Origin of the sequence: Hymenobacter bucti (assembly GCF_042681145.1) — a bacterium.
GTDB classification, from domain to species: domain Bacteria; phylum Bacteroidota; class Bacteroidia; order Cytophagales; family Hymenobacteraceae; genus Hymenobacter; species Hymenobacter bucti.
On sequence record NZ_JBHUFD010000003.1, the window covers coordinates 885,380 to 902,621 of the forward strand.

The 17,242-nt window shown below is 63.0% G+C and carries 13 protein-coding genes and 1 pseudogene; 10 read left to right on the forward strand and 4 right to left on the reverse strand.

Features of this window, described 5'->3' with window-relative positions:
* Positions 1 to 368: 368 nt before the first annotated feature.
* From ACFSDX_RS11420 to ACFSDX_RS11440, 5 genes and pseudogenes are all read left to right on the forward strand, one after another.
* Positions 369 to 1,074: pseudogene (locus ACFSDX_RS11420) on the forward strand (SDR family oxidoreductase).
* Positions 1,075 to 1,129: 55 nt separating this feature from the next.
* Positions 1,130 to 1,864: a hypothetical protein gene (locus ACFSDX_RS11425; protein WP_382313545.1), complete on the forward strand. Its 735-nt coding sequence runs from the start codon at positions 1,130 to 1,132 to the stop codon at positions 1,862 to 1,864.
* A 192-nt stretch (positions 1,865 to 2,056) separates the two neighbouring features.
* Positions 2,057 to 2,599: a (2Fe-2S)-binding protein gene (locus tag ACFSDX_RS11430; RefSeq protein ID WP_382313546.1), complete on the forward strand. Its 543-nt coding sequence runs from the start codon at positions 2,057 to 2,059 to the stop codon at positions 2,597 to 2,599.
* The gene (locus ACFSDX_RS11435) at positions 2,596 to 3,600 is read left to right on the forward strand and encodes an FAD binding domain-containing protein (RefSeq protein ID WP_382313548.1); all 1,005 of its coding nucleotides are present in this window, start codon (positions 2,596 to 2,598) and stop codon (positions 3,598 to 3,600) included. The genes ACFSDX_RS11430 and ACFSDX_RS11435 overlap by 4 nt, the downstream gene beginning before the upstream one ends.
* The gene (locus ACFSDX_RS11440) at positions 3,597 to 5,825 is read left to right on the forward strand and encodes a xanthine dehydrogenase family protein molybdopterin-binding subunit (RefSeq protein ID WP_382313549.1); all 2,229 of its coding nucleotides are present in this window, start codon (positions 3,597 to 3,599) and stop codon (positions 5,823 to 5,825) included. The genes ACFSDX_RS11435 and ACFSDX_RS11440 overlap by 4 nt, the downstream gene beginning before the upstream one ends.
* A 46-nt stretch (positions 5,826 to 5,871) precedes the next feature.
* Here the strand turns inward: ACFSDX_RS11440 and ACFSDX_RS11445 are convergent, their stop codons facing one another.
* Positions 5,872 to 7,494 (reverse strand): RagB/SusD family nutrient uptake outer membrane protein, encoded by a 1,623-nt coding sequence (locus tag ACFSDX_RS11445; protein WP_382313550.1) that lies wholly within the window; start codon positions 7,492 to 7,494, stop codon positions 5,872 to 5,874.
* 33 nt (positions 7,495 to 7,527) lie between these two features.
* Positions 7,528 to 10,644: a SusC/RagA family TonB-linked outer membrane protein gene (locus ACFSDX_RS11450; RefSeq protein ID WP_382313551.1), complete on the reverse strand. Its 3,117-nt coding sequence runs from the start codon at positions 10,642 to 10,644 to the stop codon at positions 7,528 to 7,530.
* A 486-nt stretch (positions 10,645 to 11,130) separates the two neighbouring features.
* Between ACFSDX_RS11450 and ACFSDX_RS11455 the strand changes: the two genes are divergently transcribed.
* A complete protein-coding gene (locus ACFSDX_RS11455) occupies positions 11,131 to 11,292 on the forward strand; it encodes a hypothetical protein (protein WP_382313552.1) in 162 nt (53 codons plus the stop codon).
* 285 nt (positions 11,293 to 11,577) lie between these two features.
* Here ACFSDX_RS11455 and ACFSDX_RS11460 read toward each other — a convergent pair whose 3' ends face one another.
* On the reverse strand, positions 11,578 to 11,865 hold the full coding sequence (locus ACFSDX_RS11460) for a hypothetical protein (RefSeq protein WP_382313553.1): 288 nt from the start codon (positions 11,863 to 11,865) through the stop codon (positions 11,578 to 11,580).
* 770 nt (positions 11,866 to 12,635) lie between these two features.
* Between ACFSDX_RS11460 and ACFSDX_RS11465 the strand changes: the two genes are divergently transcribed.
* The 4 genes from ACFSDX_RS11465 to ACFSDX_RS11480 all read left to right on the forward strand — a co-directional run bounded on the left by ACFSDX_RS11465 (position 12,636) and on the right by ACFSDX_RS11480 (position 16,227).
* Positions 12,636 to 12,824, forward strand: coding sequence for a DUF892 family protein (locus ACFSDX_RS11465; RefSeq protein ID WP_382313554.1), 189 nt, complete (start codon positions 12,636 to 12,638; stop codon positions 12,822 to 12,824).
* A 607-nt stretch (positions 12,825 to 13,431) separates the two neighbouring features.
* Complete coding sequence (locus ACFSDX_RS11470; RefSeq protein ID WP_382313555.1) at positions 13,432 to 14,643, forward strand: MFS transporter; 1,212 nt, start codon at positions 13,432 to 13,434, stop codon at positions 14,641 to 14,643.
* Between the two features lie 141 nt (positions 14,644 to 14,784).
* Positions 14,785 to 15,477: a DUF421 domain-containing protein gene (locus ACFSDX_RS11475; RefSeq protein ID WP_382313556.1), complete on the forward strand. Its 693-nt coding sequence runs from the start codon at positions 14,785 to 14,787 to the stop codon at positions 15,475 to 15,477.
* 48 nt (positions 15,478 to 15,525) lie between these two features.
* Positions 15,526 to 16,227 (forward strand): YetF domain-containing protein, encoded by a 702-nt coding sequence (locus tag ACFSDX_RS11480; RefSeq protein WP_382313557.1) that lies wholly within the window; start codon positions 15,526 to 15,528, stop codon positions 16,225 to 16,227.
* Positions 16,228 to 16,325: 98 nt separating this feature from the next.
* Here ACFSDX_RS11480 and ACFSDX_RS11485 read toward each other — a convergent pair whose 3' ends face one another.
* On the reverse strand, positions 16,326 to 17,147 hold the full coding sequence (locus ACFSDX_RS11485; RefSeq protein ID WP_382313558.1) for a DUF4197 domain-containing protein: 822 nt from the start codon (positions 17,145 to 17,147) through the stop codon (positions 16,326 to 16,328).
* Positions 17,148 to 17,242 lie beyond the last annotated feature (95 nt).

A 17,242-nucleotide genomic window follows, 5' to 3' on the forward strand; every position in this document is an offset into this window, starting at 1 on the left:
AGACTGCTCCAAGGTGTGGATAAATAGAAGGAGAACCAACTATTGGTATGAAGTCCCCGCGGTTACGGCATGGATGTGCTGGAAAAAGCGGGCTGTGGCCTGACTGAATGCGGTTTTCGAGACGCTTGCGAAAGAACTGAATTAAAAAACGTTGTGTAGACTGGCTCCACCTGCGGCAAATCCTTAGAACGGCCCCGTAGTTACCTCAGCAGAAGCTAAGTGTTAATCGGTAATTATCTATTATTAAAATAGTTAACAAATAAAAAAGACAACTACGACCAGTGGCTTAGCCGTAAATCTGAGGGGTAGCAACAAGCTCCCGTGACTTGGCAGTCTGCTTCTGGCAGCTGCCTTTTACTTCTCAATCTATGTCTTCCAAACCCACTGCCCTACCCCCGCAGCACCAAGACCACCAGCCCGGCCTCGAAGCCGAAATGACCCCGCCGCCCTAATACATCCGGGCTAATTACCGCGGCAGCGGCAAGCTCGACGGCAAGGTGGCCCTCATCACGGGCGGCGACTCGGGCATCGGGCGGGCCGTGGAGCTGCACTTTGCCCGCGAAGGCGCCGACGTGGCCATTTCCTACAAAGCGGAGGAGCAGAGCGACGCCAACGAGACCGAGCGCCTGGTGCTGGCCGAGGGCCGCCGCTGCCTCCAGCTGCCTCAATTTTTTTCCGCTGGTGTGGGTGGTGAAAGCCGCTTTGCCACACCTGCACGAAGGCGATTCCATTATCGCCACCTCGTCCATCAATGCCTACCGGGGCAACCAGCAGCTGGTGGACTACACCGCCACGAAGGGGGCCATTACGGCCTACATCCGCTCCATTGCCCAGCAGCTGGCGGAGAAGAAAATCCGGGCCAATACCGTGGCGCCTGGTCCTATCTGGACGCCGCTTATTCCGGCCAGCTTCCCGGCCGATAAGGTGGCCGAGTTTGGGCAGGACACGACCATGAAGCGCCCCGGCCAGCCCTCCGAGGTGGCCCCGGCCTACGTCTTTCTGGCTTCGGAAGACGCGTCCTACATCACGGGCCAGGCCATCCATCCCAACGGCGGCGAGGTGCTCAATACCTGAGGTTTAACCTAGCCGGGGCGGCTTGGCGGCCCCAGCAACTATTCTCCCCCCTAGGATGCTAAAAACTACGCTCTTACTCCTGAGCCTGCCGCTGCTGGCCCAGGCCCAAACGAACGCCCCGGCGGCGCACTTTCCGCTGCGCCACACGGTGTTTGCGGGGGTGCAGCTGCCGCTGAGCTACTCGGCGGGCTACCAGCTGCAGGCCAGCCGGCGCTTTTCGGCGCGGGTACAGGGCGGACTCATCGTGCCGCCCTTCGACCGCTACACCCTCAAAACGCTCGAAGGCTTTGGGCTCGACCAGCAGCTGGGCGATGCTATTGACCGCTCGTTTCGGCGGGGCAGCTCGCTGAGCGTGGGCGTCAACGTGCACGCCAACTCGCCCTGGTATGCGGGGCTGTTTGGGCAGTACGTGCACCTGGCCTCCGGGGCCATCACGCCGGCCGAGGGGCTGGGGGCGTATTTCGGGCGCGACTTCTCGGGCTTTGGCCTGCTGGCTTCGCCAGCCCTGGTCTTCGAGATGCAAACCAACCTGTGGCTGGGCGGGCTGCGGGTGGGGCGCTCGTTCGAGTTCAGCGACTCGCGCTTCGGCCTGAACCTGGAAGCGGGCCTGGGCAAAATCTTCACCAGCCGCAGCCAGTTTGCCTCCAACCGCTCGCTGGTCGATGCCCTAGGGGTCACGCAGCAGCTTTATACCGACCTCGACCACGAAGTCGATACCAGCCTGCGCCGTCATGGCTACCTGCCCACCCTCGATGTGCTGCTCACCTACCGGCTGGCTGGCCCGCGCTGAGTTGGAAGCGGGCTTTTTTGCTCCCTAGGGCCCTGGATTTCTACGGCGCCGGGGGCGGCTTCTTCAGGAGCCGTGTTTACGCACTGTCTGCCATTGCGCAGGGGTCGCCGCACGAAGAAACGAAGTCTTATTTGGCCTTATGCTATTGCTTATCAGATTATTGAGCTATCGTCACTTTCCTCCTCCTCTCTTATGCCCATACCCGTCGCCACCGCGCCGCTCGGCCACACGGCCGTCGCGCTGCCGCCGCAGCACCCCATCACGCTCACCCTCAACGGCGTGGAAAAGCACCTAGAGGTAGCGCCCTGGACCAGCATTCTGGACCTGCTGCGCGAGTACCTCGACCTGACCGGCACTAAGAAAGGCTGCGACCACGGCCAGTGCGGCGCCTGCACCGTGCTGCTCAACGGCACGCGCATCTACTCCTGCCTCACGCTGGCCGTGATGCAGGACGGCAGTGAAATCACGACCATCGAGGGCCTGGCCAAGGGCGACGAGCTGCACCCGCTGCAAGCCGCTTTTATCGAGCACGACGCCTTTCAGTGCGGCTACTGCACACCGGGCCAAATCTGCTCGGCGGCGGGCTTGCTGAGTGAGGGCAAAGCCAAAACAACCGCCGACATCCGCGAGCTGATGAGCGGCAACATCTGCCGCTGCGGCGCCTATCCGGGCATCGTGGCGGCGGTGGAAGAAGTGCTGCACCAGCAAAATCAAGCCCCCGCTTACTCGATATGAACAGCTTTACTTACTCGCGGGCCGACGCCGTGGCCACGGCCGTGCGCGAAACCACCGCCGACCCAGTCGCCAAGTTCATCGCCGGCGGCACGAACCTGCTCGATTTGATGAAGGAAAACGTGGAGCGCCCCGGCCACCTAGTGGACATCACGCGCCTGCCCCTGCACCAAATCGAAACGCTGCCAGAGGGCGGCCTGCGCCTGGGGGCGCTCATGACCAACGCCCAAACGGCCTACCACCCCGAGGTGGAGCGGCGCTACCCGCTGCTGTCGAAAACCATCTTGGCGGGGGCCACGGCGCAGCTGCGCAACATGGCCACCGACGGCGGCAACCTCTTGCAGCGCACCCGCTGCTACTATTTCTACGACACGGCCACGCCCTGCAACAAGCGCGAGCCCGGCACCGGCTGCTCGGCCGTGGGCGGCTACAACCGCATCCACGCCATTCTGGGCACCAGCGAGCACTGCATCGCCACGCACCCCAGCGACATGGCCGTGGCCCTGGCCGCCCTAAAGGCCGTGGTGAACGTGACCGGTCCCGACGGCGAGCGTAGCATCGAACTGGCCGATTTTCACCGCCTGCCCGGCGACGAGCCGCAGTACGACAACACGCTGCGCCCCGGCGAACTGATAACCAGCATCGACCTGCCCGCCCAGGGCTTCGCCGAGCACTACACCTACCTCAAGCTGCGCGACCGGGCCAGCTACGCCTTCGCCCTGGTGAGCGTGGCCGTGGGCTTGGACATGGACGGCGACACCATCCGCGAGGCGCGCATCGCCCTAGGGGGCGTGGCCCATAAGCCCTGGCGCAAGCCCGAGGCCGAGGCGCTGCTGCACGGCCAGCCGGCCACCAAGGAGAATTTTCGGCAAGTGGCCGAGGCGCTGGTGCAGGGTGCCAAAGGCTATAGCAGCAACACGTTCAAGATTGAATTGGCCAAGCGTGCCATCGTGCGCGCCCTGCAACTGGCCGTCGATATGCAGCAACCCTCCCCCGCCCTATGAGCCACCCTACTTACATCGGCAAGCCGATTAGCCGCGTCGACGGCCGCGCCAAAGTAACCGGCGAGGCCAAGTACGCCGCCGAGTTCAACACCCCCGGCCTGACCTACGGCTTCGTGGTGAGCAGCGCCATCACCAAGGGCACCATCACCGGCATCGACGCCACCGAGGCGCTGGGCCTGCCGGGCGTGCTGCAAGTTTTCACTCACGAAAACGCGCCGCACCCGGCCCGGCTCGACCGCAGCTTCAAGGACGAAGACTCGCTTTCGGGGTCGCCCTTCCGGCCGCTCTACAGTCCCGACGTCAAGTTTGGCCAGCAGCCCATCGCGCTGGTCGTGGCCGAGTCGTACGAGGTGGCGCGCTACGCGGCCTCGCTGGTGCGGGTCGAGTACGCGGCCGAGCTGCCCGACACCGACCTGGCCAGCAAGCGCAAGCACGGCTTCGACGCGCCCAAGGGCAAGTCGGGCTTTGAGGCGCCCAAAAGCCGGGGCAACTTTAAAAGCGCCATGAAAAAGGCGCCGGTGCAGTTCGAGGCCGAGTACACCCACATGCCCGAGCACCACAACCCGCTGGAGCTGTTCGGCACCACGGTGGTGCTGGAGGAAGACGGCAAGCTAACCATCTACGACAAGACGCAGGGAGTGGTGAACAACCAGGCGTACGTGATGAAGGTCTTCGGCCTGAAAAAGAGCGAGGTGCGCCTGCTGAGTCCGTACATGGGCGGCGGTTTTGGCTCGGGATTGCGGCCGCAGTACCAGCTCTATTTGGCCGTGATGGCCGCCCGCGAGCTCCGGCGCTCGGTGCGGGTGGTGCTCACGCGCCAGCAGATGTTCAGCTTTGGCCACCGGCCTGGCACGCTGCAAACCGTGGCCCTGGGGGCCGACCTCGACGGCACGCTGCAAGCCATCAGCCACGAGGCGCTGGCCGAAACTTCCACCTTCGAGAACTATACAGAAAACGTGGTGAACTGGTCGGGCATGCTCTACCAGTGCGACAACGTGGACCTAGGGTACTTCCTGACGAAGCTCGACGTTTTCACGCCGATGGACATGCGCGCCCCCGGCGCGGCCACCGGCGTCATCGCCCTCGAAATCGCCCTTGACGAGCTTTCCTACAAGCTAAATATGGACCCGCTGGAGCTGCGCCTGAAAAACTACGCCCCGGAAAACCAGATGGAAGGCAAGCCCTTCTCCAGCAAAGCTCTGCGTGAGGCCTACGCCCAGGGCGCCGAGCGCTTTGGCTGGGCGCGCCGCGCGTCGCAGCCCCGCGCCACCCGCGAGGGCACCAAGCTCATTGGCTGGGGCATGGCCTCGGGCATGTGGGAGGCCAAGCAGGGCAAGGGCTCGGCCAAGGCCCGCCTCTCGGTGACGGGTAAGCTCGAAGTGGGCAGCGCCACCGCCGACATCGGCACCGGCACCTACACGGCCATGACGGTCATTGCGGCCGAAACTCTCGGGCTGCCGCTCGACCAGGTCACCTTCCGGCTCGGCGATACCGACCTGCCCGAAGCGCCCTTCGAGGGTGGCTCGCGCACAGTAGCCACCGTGGGCTCGGCCGTGAAGGAGGTCTGCGAAAAGATAGCCAAGCAGGTATTCAAGCTGGCTCAAAAGGTGGAAAACTCCCCGCTCGCCGACGCCGATTTTGACGAGGTCGAGTTCACGAACGGCTACGTGCAGCGCCGCGACGAGCCCGCCACCGCCGTGTCGTTTACCGAAGCCATGCGCCAGGGCGAGGTCATGTACCTTGAGGAAGAAACGACGGCCATTCCGAGCGTGGTCAACCAGTTGCGCTTCGCCTACTACTCGCACTCGGCCGTGTTTGTGGAGGTGGAGGTAGACGAGGACCTCGGCCAGATTTGCGTGCGCCGGGTGGTGAGCGCTATCGCCGGCGGCCGGGTCATCAGCCTCAAGACTGCTACCAGCCAGATTAGCGGGGCCATCGTGTGGGGCATCAGCATGGCGCTGGAAGAAGAAAGCGTGCTCGACCAGAACCTAGGGCGCTTCATGAACCACAACCTGGCCGAATACCACGTGGCCGTGAACGCCGACATCCACGACATCGAGGTGATTTTCGTGCCCGAGCCCGACGAGCACGTGAATCCGCTCGGCGCCAAAGGCCTAGGCGAAATCGGCATCGTGGGCGTGCCCGCCGCCATTAGCAACGCCATCTACCACGCCACTGGCAAGCGCGTGCGCGACTTCCCGATTACGCTGGATAAGCTGCTTTAGGGCAGCTTATCCAGCACCGCACCCTACAAGCTGGCTCACTTATTCGTTAGTATCCCGGGTTCTGCGTCAGGCGCAGCAAATCAACGTCGGCCTGGGGCAGCGGCAGCAGGCGCGCCCTGCCCACGGTGAAGTTGCTGAAATCGTCGTCGTGCGCCCGCAGCTGGGCGATGCCCGCCTGGTTGTCGAGTAGGCCCCAGCGCTGCAGGTCAAACCAGCGCACGCCCTCGCCGGCCAGCTCGGTGGCCCGCTCGTGCATGAGCTGGGTACGCAGGGCGGCCTGCGTGAGCGCGCCCACCGGCAGCGGGGCCAGCCCGGCGCGCTGGCGCACCTGGTTGATGAGCGGCGCGGCCGCGCTGGGCTGGTTTTGCTCGTTGAGGGCCTCGGCTTGCAGCAGCAGCACATCGGCGTAGCGCATCACGCGGAAGTTATTGGGCGAGTCGAGGTCCTCGAAGGCGCGGTAGTAGTCGCTCTGGTACTTGCGCCAGTACACCCGCGCTCGCTGGGTGCGGGCGGTGGTGCCGGTGGGGTCGTCGGAGGTGGAGCGGTAGCGGCTCAGAAAGCCTACGCCGTAGGCCAGCGTGTCGGCATCGGCGGGCAGGGCGGCGGGAAACTGCGTTTGGTCGCGGCGGTTGTAAAACACGGTGGCCGCTAGGCGCGGGTCGCGCTGGCCGGCGGCGGTGCCCTCGCGCAAGAACTCATTTACCAGCCAGGGCCGCACCTCGCCGTCGTTGTAGCCGGTGCTGCCCACCTGCCCTGGCGTGCTGGGCACGCCCCAAAACTGCGGCCGCTGAAAGCCCTGCGACGAAGTAGCCGTGGGGCCGCCCGCCGCATCGTTGCCGCCTCGGTTAATATCCGAAAACTGCACCTCAAAAATCGACTCCGAATTATTCTCCGACGTGTGGCGAAAATTGTCGGTGTAGGCGGCCGTGAGCCGATACGTGCCCGCGCTGATGACCTGCGCGAACTGGACCTGGGCATCGGCCCAGCGGCGGTTTTGCATGTAGGCCTTGCCCAGCAGCGTGGTGGCGGCCCCGCGGGTGGCGCGGCCTAGGTCGGTGCCGGTGTAAGTGGCCGGCAGGTCGGGCTGCGCGGCCTGCAAGTCGCTGATAATTTGGGCCCAAACTGTGGCCTCGGTACCTTGGGGCGTGGCTTGGCTTAGCTCGGTGCTGTAGGTGAGGGCCAGCGGCACGTTGCCGTAGAGCGACACCAGGTTGAAGTATGATAAGGCGCGCAGAAACCGGGCCTCGGCCACGAGACGCAACTGCAGCGCGGCGTCCATGCCCTGAATTGTGGGCACGCGGTCGATGACCTGGTTGCAGCGAAAAATGGTGCGGTAATGGTCACGCCACAGGTTGTTCGACACCTCAAAATCGTAGTTGTTCTGCACGAAACGCGTGAAGTCGCGCAGCTCGCCCCAGGGGCTTTGGCTGAAGCCGATGTCGTCGCGGATGTCGTAGGCGAAGCTGAGCCAGCGCCGGTACATGCCCAGCCCTTGCAGCCCCGCGTAGCAGGCCACGGAGGCGCGCACGGCATCGTCGCTGGTTTGCCACGACGATTCCACGGTGGGCAGGTTAGGATTTACCTGGTCGAGCAGGTTTTTCTCGCAGGCGGTGGCGCTTAGCAGCAGGGCGGCGGCTACTCCCAGGCGCGGTACGTAGGTGAATTTCATGCTATTACCTAGCTAAATGCGGTGGAGAGAAGATTAAAAGCCGGCCTGAATACCCAGCGTAAACGAGCGAAGGTTGGGGTACGAGCCCACATCGGCCCCGCGCGCCAGGGCGCCTAGGCCCACGGTTTCGGGGTCGAAACCGCTGTAGTTGGTCACCGTAAACACGTTTTGGCCGGTGAGCACCACGCGCAGCGAGGCCACGTATTTTGAGCGCGTCAGCAGGTCTTTGGGCAGCGAGTAGCCGAGCTGCACGTTTTTGAGGCGCAGGTACGAGCCGCTTTCCAGCCAGCGCGTCGAGTTGTAGCGGGCGTTGTAGCCGGCCGCGATGCCGCCTCCGCCCGCAATGATGGCCCTCGGGGTAGTCGTAGAGGGGTTGTCGGGCGTCCAGGGGCTGTAGTCGGCCCGGTAGTTGCCGTTTTCGTCGCTGCGGTCGAGCCAGTAGCGGGTGTCGTTGAAGACGGTATTGCCCTGCACGCCCTGGAAGAAAATCGCCACGTCGAAGTTGGCGTAGCTGGCCGTCAGGTTCAGGCCGTACTGGATTTTGGGAAATACCCGGCCCGCGTGGATGCGGTCGCGGTCGTCGATGGTGCCGTCGCCGTTGGTGTCGCTGTAGCGCACGTCGCCGGGGCTCAGGCCGGCCGGAATGTTGGCCTCGCCGGTTTGGTACACGCCGTCGAAGGGGTAGAGGTAAAACGAGCCCACTTCGTAGCCCACCTCGGTGCGGGTGATGTTGCCGGGGCCGCCCGTCAGGAAGTTGGCCGTCGTGCCCTCCTGCGCCCCGCTGTTTAGGCTCAACACCTTATTACGCAGCGTAGTCAGGTTGGCGGTGATGCCGTACTTGAAGGGCTTGCGGTCGTCGGCGTAGCCGAGCTGAAACTCAAAGCCCCGGTTTTCGAGCTGGCCGAGGTTCTGGTAGGGCAGGTCGCCGGCGTTGCCAGCGGTGGCGGGCAGGTTGGGCTGAATGAGGGCGTCGTAGGTCCGCGAAATGTAGTAGTCGGCCGACAAGCTAAAGCGGCTCTCAAGCAGCGCCAAATCGAGGCCGTAATTTTGGGTGCGGCGCTCCTCCCACTTCACATTGCTGGCCAGCGTCGTCTGGATAGCGCCGTTCTGCACGGCTTGGTTGGCACCTAGGGCGTAGTTGGCGTTGGTGTTGATGAAGCCCTGCGAGATGTACGAGCCGCCGTAGGCCCCACTCAAATACTGGTTGCCGAGGCTGCCGTAGCTGGCCCGCAGCTTCAGGTCGCTGATGAGCTTGATGTCCGCCAAAAACTTCTCTTTCGAAAGGCGCCAGCCTACCGAGGCCGCGCCAAAATTGCCCCACTTGCGGTCGGCCGCAAACAGCGACGAGCCATCGCGCCGAAACGCGCCCGTGACGAGAAAGCGCTGGTTGTAATCGTAGCTGAGCTGCGCAAAAAACGACTCCTTGCCCTGCACGTACGACGAGCCGATGACCTGCGGTGTCTGGTTGCCCGCATCGAGCGCCCAGTAGTACACCGGCCCGGTGCCGTAACCGTAGTTTACGCCGCCCGTGTACTCGTACTGGCGGCGCTGCCGGCTGTAGCCGCCCACCACCGTCAGGTTGTGGTCGCCAAAGCTTTGGTCATACGTGAGCGTGTTTTCGGCCTGGGTGAATAATTCATTGCCCTGGTCTTCAGCAAAATAAGACGGATTGAGCACATCGTTGCGCCGCCACACGCCGTACTTGCGCCGCTGCTGGTCGTGAAAGCCGTGGTACTCCAGCCCTAGGTTGAGGCGGTAGCGCAGGAAGTCGAACAGCTGCACCTCGCCGTACACGTTGCCCAGCACGCGGTTGGAGGTGCCGGTATCATTGAGCAGGTCTTGCAGCGCGAGCGGGTTGGTGCCAAACGTCACGGCGTTGTTGGTGCCGATGCCGTAGCCGCCCGGCTGGGTCGGGTCGTACACGGGCACCACGGGGGGTAGGCGCACGATGTTGGTAAAGGGCGACCCGTTCACGGCCGGCGCGTTGAGGCGGGTTTGGTTAGCGCGCACCAGCTGGAGGTTTTCGCCCACCCGCAGCCGCCCTCGGTTAAAGCCCGTGTTTACGCGCATCGTGTAGCGCTCAAACTCTGGCCCCACCACCGTGCCCTTCTGGTTGAAATAGCCGCCCGTCACGTTAAAATTGGAGTTGGGGCCGCCGCCCGAAAACCCTAGGTTGTAGTCCTGCACCGAACCTTGCCGGAAGAACTCGTCTTGCCATTTGGTGTTGGTACCCGGCAGGGTGGCGGCGTAGGCCTGGCGCAGCAGCCCGGCGTTGTCGTAGGCCTGGTTGTTGATGGCCGCCCACTGCGCGGCATCGGCCAGGTCGAGGCGATGCACCAGGTTCTGCACGCCGCCCTTGGCGTTGAAGGTGATGGCCGGCACCCCCTGCCGGCCCTTACGGGTCGTGATAACAATCACGCCATTAGCGCCCGAGTTGCCATACGGGGCCAGCGAAGCGGCGTCTTTCAGCACCTGCACCGACTCGATGTCGGCGGGGTTGATGTCGCGCCCGGCGCTGCTCGTGGGCTCCAGCCAGAGGCCATCCACCACGTAGAGCGGCGAGCTGTTGGTGCCGCCCAGCGTGCCCAGGCCCCGAATGTTAACGACCGGTGCCTGCCCCGGCGAGCCCGAGTTGGCCACCTGCACGCCCGCCAGCCGCCCCTGAATGGCCTCGCCCACCGACGCCACCGGGGCGCGCTGCACGTTGGCCCCGCTCACGGTGGCCACCGAGCCAGTCACATTCTGGCGCTCCTGGGTGAGGTAGCCCACCACCACGGCCTCCGACAGGTTTTGCACGTCGGGCACCAGCTGCACGCTCAGCGTGGTCTGGTCGGTGAGCGGGATGGTCTGCGTCGCGTAGCCCACCGCCGAGATGATGAGCACCGTACCGGCCGGCACGTCGAGCGTGAAATTGCCGCTGATATCGGTCGAGGTGCCCTGAGTACCGTTGCGCACGCGCACCGTCACGCCGGGCAGTCCCTCGCCCTTCTCGTCGAGCACGCGGCCGGTGATGGGGGCCGTGGGGTGCGCCCGGGCCGCGGCGGGCCGGGCGTGGGCGAGCCGTGGGGCGGCCCCGACAGCCGCGGCGGGCAGCCAGCAAGCCAGCACCGGCCACAGCAAGTAGTTGGGTGGGAGTAACGGCTTAGCCATACAGGTGAGGAATAGGTGGAAGTGCAAGAATGCCTCGTCGCCCGCTACCGCCAGGGGCGCAGGCAGTGGCTGTCAAGGCCGGCGAATAGCCGGCATTTGGGGCCGGTGGGCGGGCCGGAAACGAGCCGCCCGGCCACCGGCGGGAGAGGGCAAAAGTAGAGTTAATTGCCTGTTAGTCAACAGTTGAGCTTTTAAAATAAGGCTTCTGCCCTGGCCGTTAGGTGAATATTTCGGGTGCCGTTGGGCTCGCGGCGGGCGGCACGGTTTTGCTTAACCGGGGCGAGCGCGGCGCAGCTCTCCTGCGTCCCATCCGCTTTTTCGTATACCTTCCTGCCCTCACTTTCTCCGAGGCTCCGGCCTGGCTTTACTGGCTAGGCACCCGTATCCTGCCGCGGCCCGCACCTACACTAATCCCGTTGTGGCCCGCGACTTTCCCGGCCCTTTAGCGGCACCTATTTCCTCACCGAGCACGCCGTCGATTACGGCGTGGCCAAGCATGTGCTGGGGCCCTACCTCGATTCAGGCTCCGATGCCGGGGTGCGGATGCTGCACGCGGTGCCCGGCCACGCGCAGCACCCGCGCCCCGGCCACCACTGCCACACCCTCAGCCCCAACGGCCGCACCGAATACCTGGTCTACCACGCCTAGAACGCCGCCATGACCGAGCGCCAGCTCTGCCTCGCCCCCCTGGCCTGGACCGCCGCCGGCCCTAGGTGCCTGGGGCCAACGTACACGCAGCCGCCCGCGCCGCGCTAGGGCGGGCGGCAGCGGGCTGGTGAATGCTTAGCCAGTCGTTGCGCGGGGTAGCGATTTCATAAAAACAGTTGTCCTTGCGAGCGCAGCGAAGCAATCGCATCACAACGAGCCGCGCTGGCATGATTACTTCGCTGCGCTCGCAAGGACAGGTAGTTTTTGAGCAATTAAGAACACTGCCTACACCAGCGGGAACAGGGTATCGAGCCGCAGCAGCCGCAGGCAGCGGTGCAGCACCGGGTCCACGTTGACCAGAAATACGCGGGCGCCGCCCTGGTGCAGTACTAGCAGCTGCGACACTACGTAGCTGACGCCCAACTGGCGCAGGCAGCGCAGGCGGCTGCAATCAATCAGGAGCTGAGGCGCATCCAGGCCCAGGTCGCGCACCACGAAGGTGGCTTCTACCTCATCTAAATTTACTAGGGTGAAGGAGGCAAGGGCGGCTGGTGGGGATAAAGTAGTACGCATAAAAAATGAGGGGAAATTGGGGACTTGGAATAGCTGATAATCCTGGCCCAGGCCAGGAACTAAGGGGGCGAATAGCAAAGTGACGTGCCGCAATTGATTGCTCGGCGAGCAATCTCCTGCCGCTAGTTGGCTCCCGGATTAGGACGGGTTTATTAGCCCGATAAACCCGTGTTTTCTACCAGAGAAACGTAGCAGCGGGTTGAAAAACCACTAGTTCGGCCTGGCCCCCGGTAGGTCCGGCCAAAGCCCGCTCAGCCGGAAGGCTGCGGGCGCCGCTACCGCCCCGGTAGCCGGCGGCGGCAGGTAGCCGGCAGGCAGCGCCGGGTGCCCCGCCAGCGGGCAGCAAGGATGATAAAAGGCCAGTTGGGGCGGCCGCCCCGCGGAGTAAGATGTTCCTGCGCCATGCCAGAAGGTTAATTAAATCCTAATCAAAGCTAGCTTCTTTCAACGGTGCTACGGCGCGCCGCGGTCGTCTTTTTGACCCCTAACCAGCTTAATTACCAACTTATAAGGAGGACGGTCTCCGACTTTGCCGCAGGCTCAGCCGGCCCGGTCAGGGTTTTGCGCGGCGGCGGCGGCAACCACGTATTTCGGGAGAGTTTAGTACGTAAGCCCGGGCCCGAAACTCGGCTTGGCCACGCCTTTTTGGGCAGCTGCCGACAGTTTCGCTTCACCTAAAAGGCCCATTGGCTTACGCGGGCCGGCTCTTCTTGGTAAGCAATACACTATATCTCCATAACTTTTTCCTCGCTCTCCTTTTCCTCTTTACCATGTTCGACAAGATTGAAATCCTCGAAGACCGGTTTGAATTGAAGCTGCAGAGTTGGTACAACGCCGAAAAGCAACTCGTGAATGCCCTGCCTAAAATGGTGGCCGGGGCCACTGGCCAACGCTTGCGCCTAGGTATCAAAAAGCACCTGCGCGAAACAGAACCCAGGTCGGGCACCTACAACGAATGACCGTGTACACGGCCCCCGTCACGCTTCTAAACCCCGCCGCGCTGCCCGCCGACACCCTGGCCGGCGCGGCGTGGCCACTCTCGGTGGCCCAAATAACTCGCTGGACCTGACGGGCCGGCGCCGATAAACTACAGTTAACTACAGTTATAGGAGCGCCGGGCCGGGAGTCCGTGGCCGGCTAATTTTGCCGGCCTAACAGCGGGGCATGCGCATTGGCGTGGTGGTCCGGCGTCGGCCACGGCTATGGCCACGGCCATATTCGAGCGATTTTGGGTGCGTAATGAGTGATGGGTGGTCTTTTTGCGTCCCGATAGGTAAAAGGCTTGCTTCCAAATTAAGAGAGATAAGAAAACGGGTTATGTTGAACGCAGTGAAGCACGACCCGTTTTTAGCGCTTTCTACCCAAAGAACAAGTTTATTATTCTAAACTCATATCTGCTCCGATAGCTGCCAATAGAACTTTGGAGTACTGGGGCAGGACTTTGCGCCGCTCAGGCGCCAATTCGGCCGCAGTAAGCCCGGCGCTACTTGCTTTCGGCCTTAAACTCAGCTATATCCAAGCTGCCGGGCCTGCGTTGAACCTAGGGTATACCAACAGACGGCCCCCATGGAAGTAAAGACGCGCAGCTTGAAAGGCCTCGATTGGGTAAGCCTGCTCATGGCCGATGTGAAGGATGGCGTGGGCGTCTACTTATCCGTCTACCTGCTCACCGTGCGCCATTGGTCGGCCGACAAAATTGGGATAGTCATTGCCGCGCCCAGCATTGTCGGCCTCTTGGTGCAGGCCCCGGCGGGCGCGTTCATCGACCGGACCCGGCACAAGCGCTTGCTGCTGATGGTGGCCTCGCTCATCATTGCGGGGTGCTGCCTGTCGGTGGTGCTGAACAGCAACTTTTACCCGGTGCTGCTCTCGCAGTTCGGGGTGGGCTTCACGCAGTCGGTGTACGCGCCGTGCGTGGCGGCCATCACGCTGGGCATTGTGGGGCACGCGGCGCTGTCGCAGCGCATCGGGCGCAACGAAAGCTTCAACCACCTAGGCAATATGCTGGCCGCCATCATCGCGGGCGTGATTGGGCGCTACATCTCCTACGAAGGCATTTTCTACTTTTCTATTGTGCAGTGCGTGCTGCTCGTGGGCGCGGTGCTCGTGGTGCGCGAGCAGGACATCGACCACGACCTGGCGCGGGGTGCCGCCACGGCGGCCGGGCAGCCAGTGAGCGCGGCGAGCGTGAGAGAGCTACTGGGCAACCGGAGCATTCTGGTTTTTACGGTGGCCATTGCCCTCTTTCACCTGGCCAATGCGCCCCTACTGCCGCTGCTGGGCCAAAAGCTGGGTTTGGCCGACCAGCAAAACTCGTCGCTGTATTTGTCGGCCGCCATCATCGTGGCGCAGGGCGTGATGGTGTTCGTGGCCAAATACGCGGGCAAGGCCTCCGAAAACGGTCGCAAGAAGGTGCTGCTGGTGGCTTTTGCGCTGCTGCCGGTGCGGGCGCTGCTCTTCGCCTTCATCGACAATCCGTACGCCCTCATCGCTATTCAGCTGCTCGATGGCATCGGGGCGGGTTTGCTGGGGGTAGTCACCATCCTCATGATTGCCGACCTCAGCTCCGGCACCGGCCGGTTCAATCTGCTTCAAGGCGTGGTGTACTCGGCCATCGGGCTGACGGCGGCGCTCAGCAGCATCGGGGCGGGCTACGTGGTCGAGCGCTTTGGCTACGCGGTGGGCTTTTGCGCGCTGGCGGGCGTAGGGGCGCTGGCCACCATTTTTTACTGGGTGCTAGTGCCCGAAACCAAGGATATTCAACTGGCCAAAGTGTAAGGAGGGGTGACGCACGGGGGCCATGCTGCTGGTGGCTGCTGAGTACTACTGTGCACACCAAGCTCCGGCTACTGCCATATGCCTCTTATAACTTACTCAATATGTGTGAGCTAGATTCAAAATGATTCAGTAGATAATTGTATGAAAAAGGAAGAAGTTATTTTTAGTGACTGGCACCGTTGGCTGTTCGGCACTGCCCCCCCGGCCTTCACGGGCGAAGTAGCTATTCGGGCGTTTATCATTTTTACGGTGATGTTGCTAATCGTGCGCCTGCTGGGCCGGCGCATGAAAGGCCAGCTGTCGGTGAGCGAGCTGGCCGTGGTGCTAACCCTAGGGGCCATAATTGCCGGGCCTACCCAAATACCCACGGCGGGGCTGCTGCCCACGGTGGTGGTGCTGGTGGCGGTGCTGGGGATGCACCGGCTCAGCAACTGGCTCGCGTTTAAGTATCGGCGGGTAGAATTATGGCAGCAGGGCGACCTCGCCGTGCTGGTGCGCAACGGCTGCATGGAGATGGAAACCCTGCAACTCCACGCCATTTCGCAGGACCAGTTATTTGGCCTGCTGCGCAACGAAAAGATTGCCCAGCTCGGCGAACTCAAGCGCGTGTACATGGAAGCCAACGGGCGCGTGAGCTGCTACAAGCGGTCGGAGCCCCAGCCGGGCTTGAGCCTACTGCCGCGCGCGGCGGCTGCACCAGCCTCCACCGATGCCGCGTCGGGCCCGCAGGTGTGCGCCACCTGCGGCCGCGTGGCCAAGACCCCCGCCGACCGCACGGATACTCATTGCCCCCACTGCGGCGCCGACAACTGGCAGCCCACCACGCTGGCTTGAGCAGCCAAAGCCAAGTGCTTGATTTTTAACTATTCTATCTAATTAGATATGCCTCCCGCCCCGCCCCCCAAGCTAACCGATTATCTACGTATTCTGATGGGCGACATGCCCTGGAGCTTCCTGCTGGAAGCCTCCATCAGGCTAGTGCTCATGTACTTGCTTTTGCTGCTGGGCTTGCGCCTGATGGGCAAGCGCATGGCGGGCCAGCTCAGCCGCACCGAGCTAGCCGCGCTGATGTCGCTGGCGGCGGCCATCGGTATCCCGCTGCTGTCCGCCGACCGAGGCCTGCTGTCTCCCTTGATAATTGCGAGCGTAGTCGTAATAGGCCAGCAGCTGACGGCACGTTGGTCGGCCCGGCGCCGCCAGGTAGAGCGGGTGCTGCAAAGCACGCTCACGCCCGTAGTCGCCAACGGCGTGCTGCAACTCGACCACATGGAACACGTGGTGCTCTCGCAAGAGCGGCTTTTTGCCGAGCTGCGCGGTGAGAACCTGGAGCACCTAGGCCAGGTCAACTACCTTTTTTTAGAGGCCAACGGCACGTTTAGCCTGGTTGAGGAGAAAGAACCCCAGCCGGGCCTATCCCTCATCCCGGGCTGGGACAAGGAGTTTCGCGACGAGCAGCCAGTAGCGGCGGGCACCTTTGCCTGCATCAGGTGCGGGCAGGTGCTCAAAGCCCCGCAAAAACCGACGAGCACCTGCCCCCATTGCGAGGCGCAGCAATGGGAGCCGGCCGTGCTAGCTTCCAAATAATGTAGCCGGCAAATAGCTAGGTGTTTAACGACTATTTAGATTCTGCGAGCGCAGTTTGGTCAAGAGGAGGTTTGCGCGTAGCGAAGCATGACTGAGAACTATTTCTTCCCAAAAACCCGCTGCAAAATAGCGGTGCTCTGCGCGGCCGGGTTCTGGCGGATTTTGGCTTCCTGCTGGGCCAGCAGGATGAAGAGGCCGTCCACGGTTTGAGCCGTCACGTAGTCGGTGAGGTTGTTTTTGGCGGGCGTCATCAGCGGGATTTTGTTGTAGCGGTCGATGAGCTTGGCGTAGGCGGCGTTGGCGCCCACCTGGTCGAGGCTCTGCACGATGCTGGGGCGCAGGGCGGCGGCGAGGGCGGCCTCCGAGTTTTTGCGCAGCAGCGTGGTGGCGGCGTCTTTGCTGCCGCTGGTCACGAGCGAGAGGGCGTCGGTGAGGGTGAGCTGCTGCACAGCGTTGAGGAAGATGTCCTTAGCGGCGGGCGCAGCGGTTTCGGCGGCGCGGTTGATGAGGTTGGTGGCCTGCTCTACGGCCGCTTTGCCGAGCGGGCCGGGTAGCGAACCTAGGGTAGTAGCCACGAGCTGCGCATCAGCCGGGAAGGGGATGCGGATATCGTCGTTCAGGTTAAAGCCATCTTTTTCGGAGGCGAAGGCCACGGCTTTGGTCACGCCGGTGGTCAGGGCCTCCTTTAAGCCGGTGTTGGCTTCGGCCTCGGTGAGGGGCGCCACGGGTGCGGGGGCCGGAGTGGCGACGACGGCGGGTTTGGCGGCAGTAGTCGTGGCTTTTTTGACAACGGTCGCTTTTTTGGCAGCGGGCTTGGCAACGGCTTTTTTGGTAGTGGTTTTCTTGGTCGTGGTGGTTTTGGTTTGGGCCACGGCCGGCGCGGCGGCGAGCAATGCCAGGGCCAGTAGGAGATTTTTCATAAAAAGCAGGTGGAAAAACGCGGGCTCAAAAACCAGACTGCTCGTATAGCTGTCCTGCAAGCACCGCTGCGCAAAGTTGCCTACAAAACCTTGCC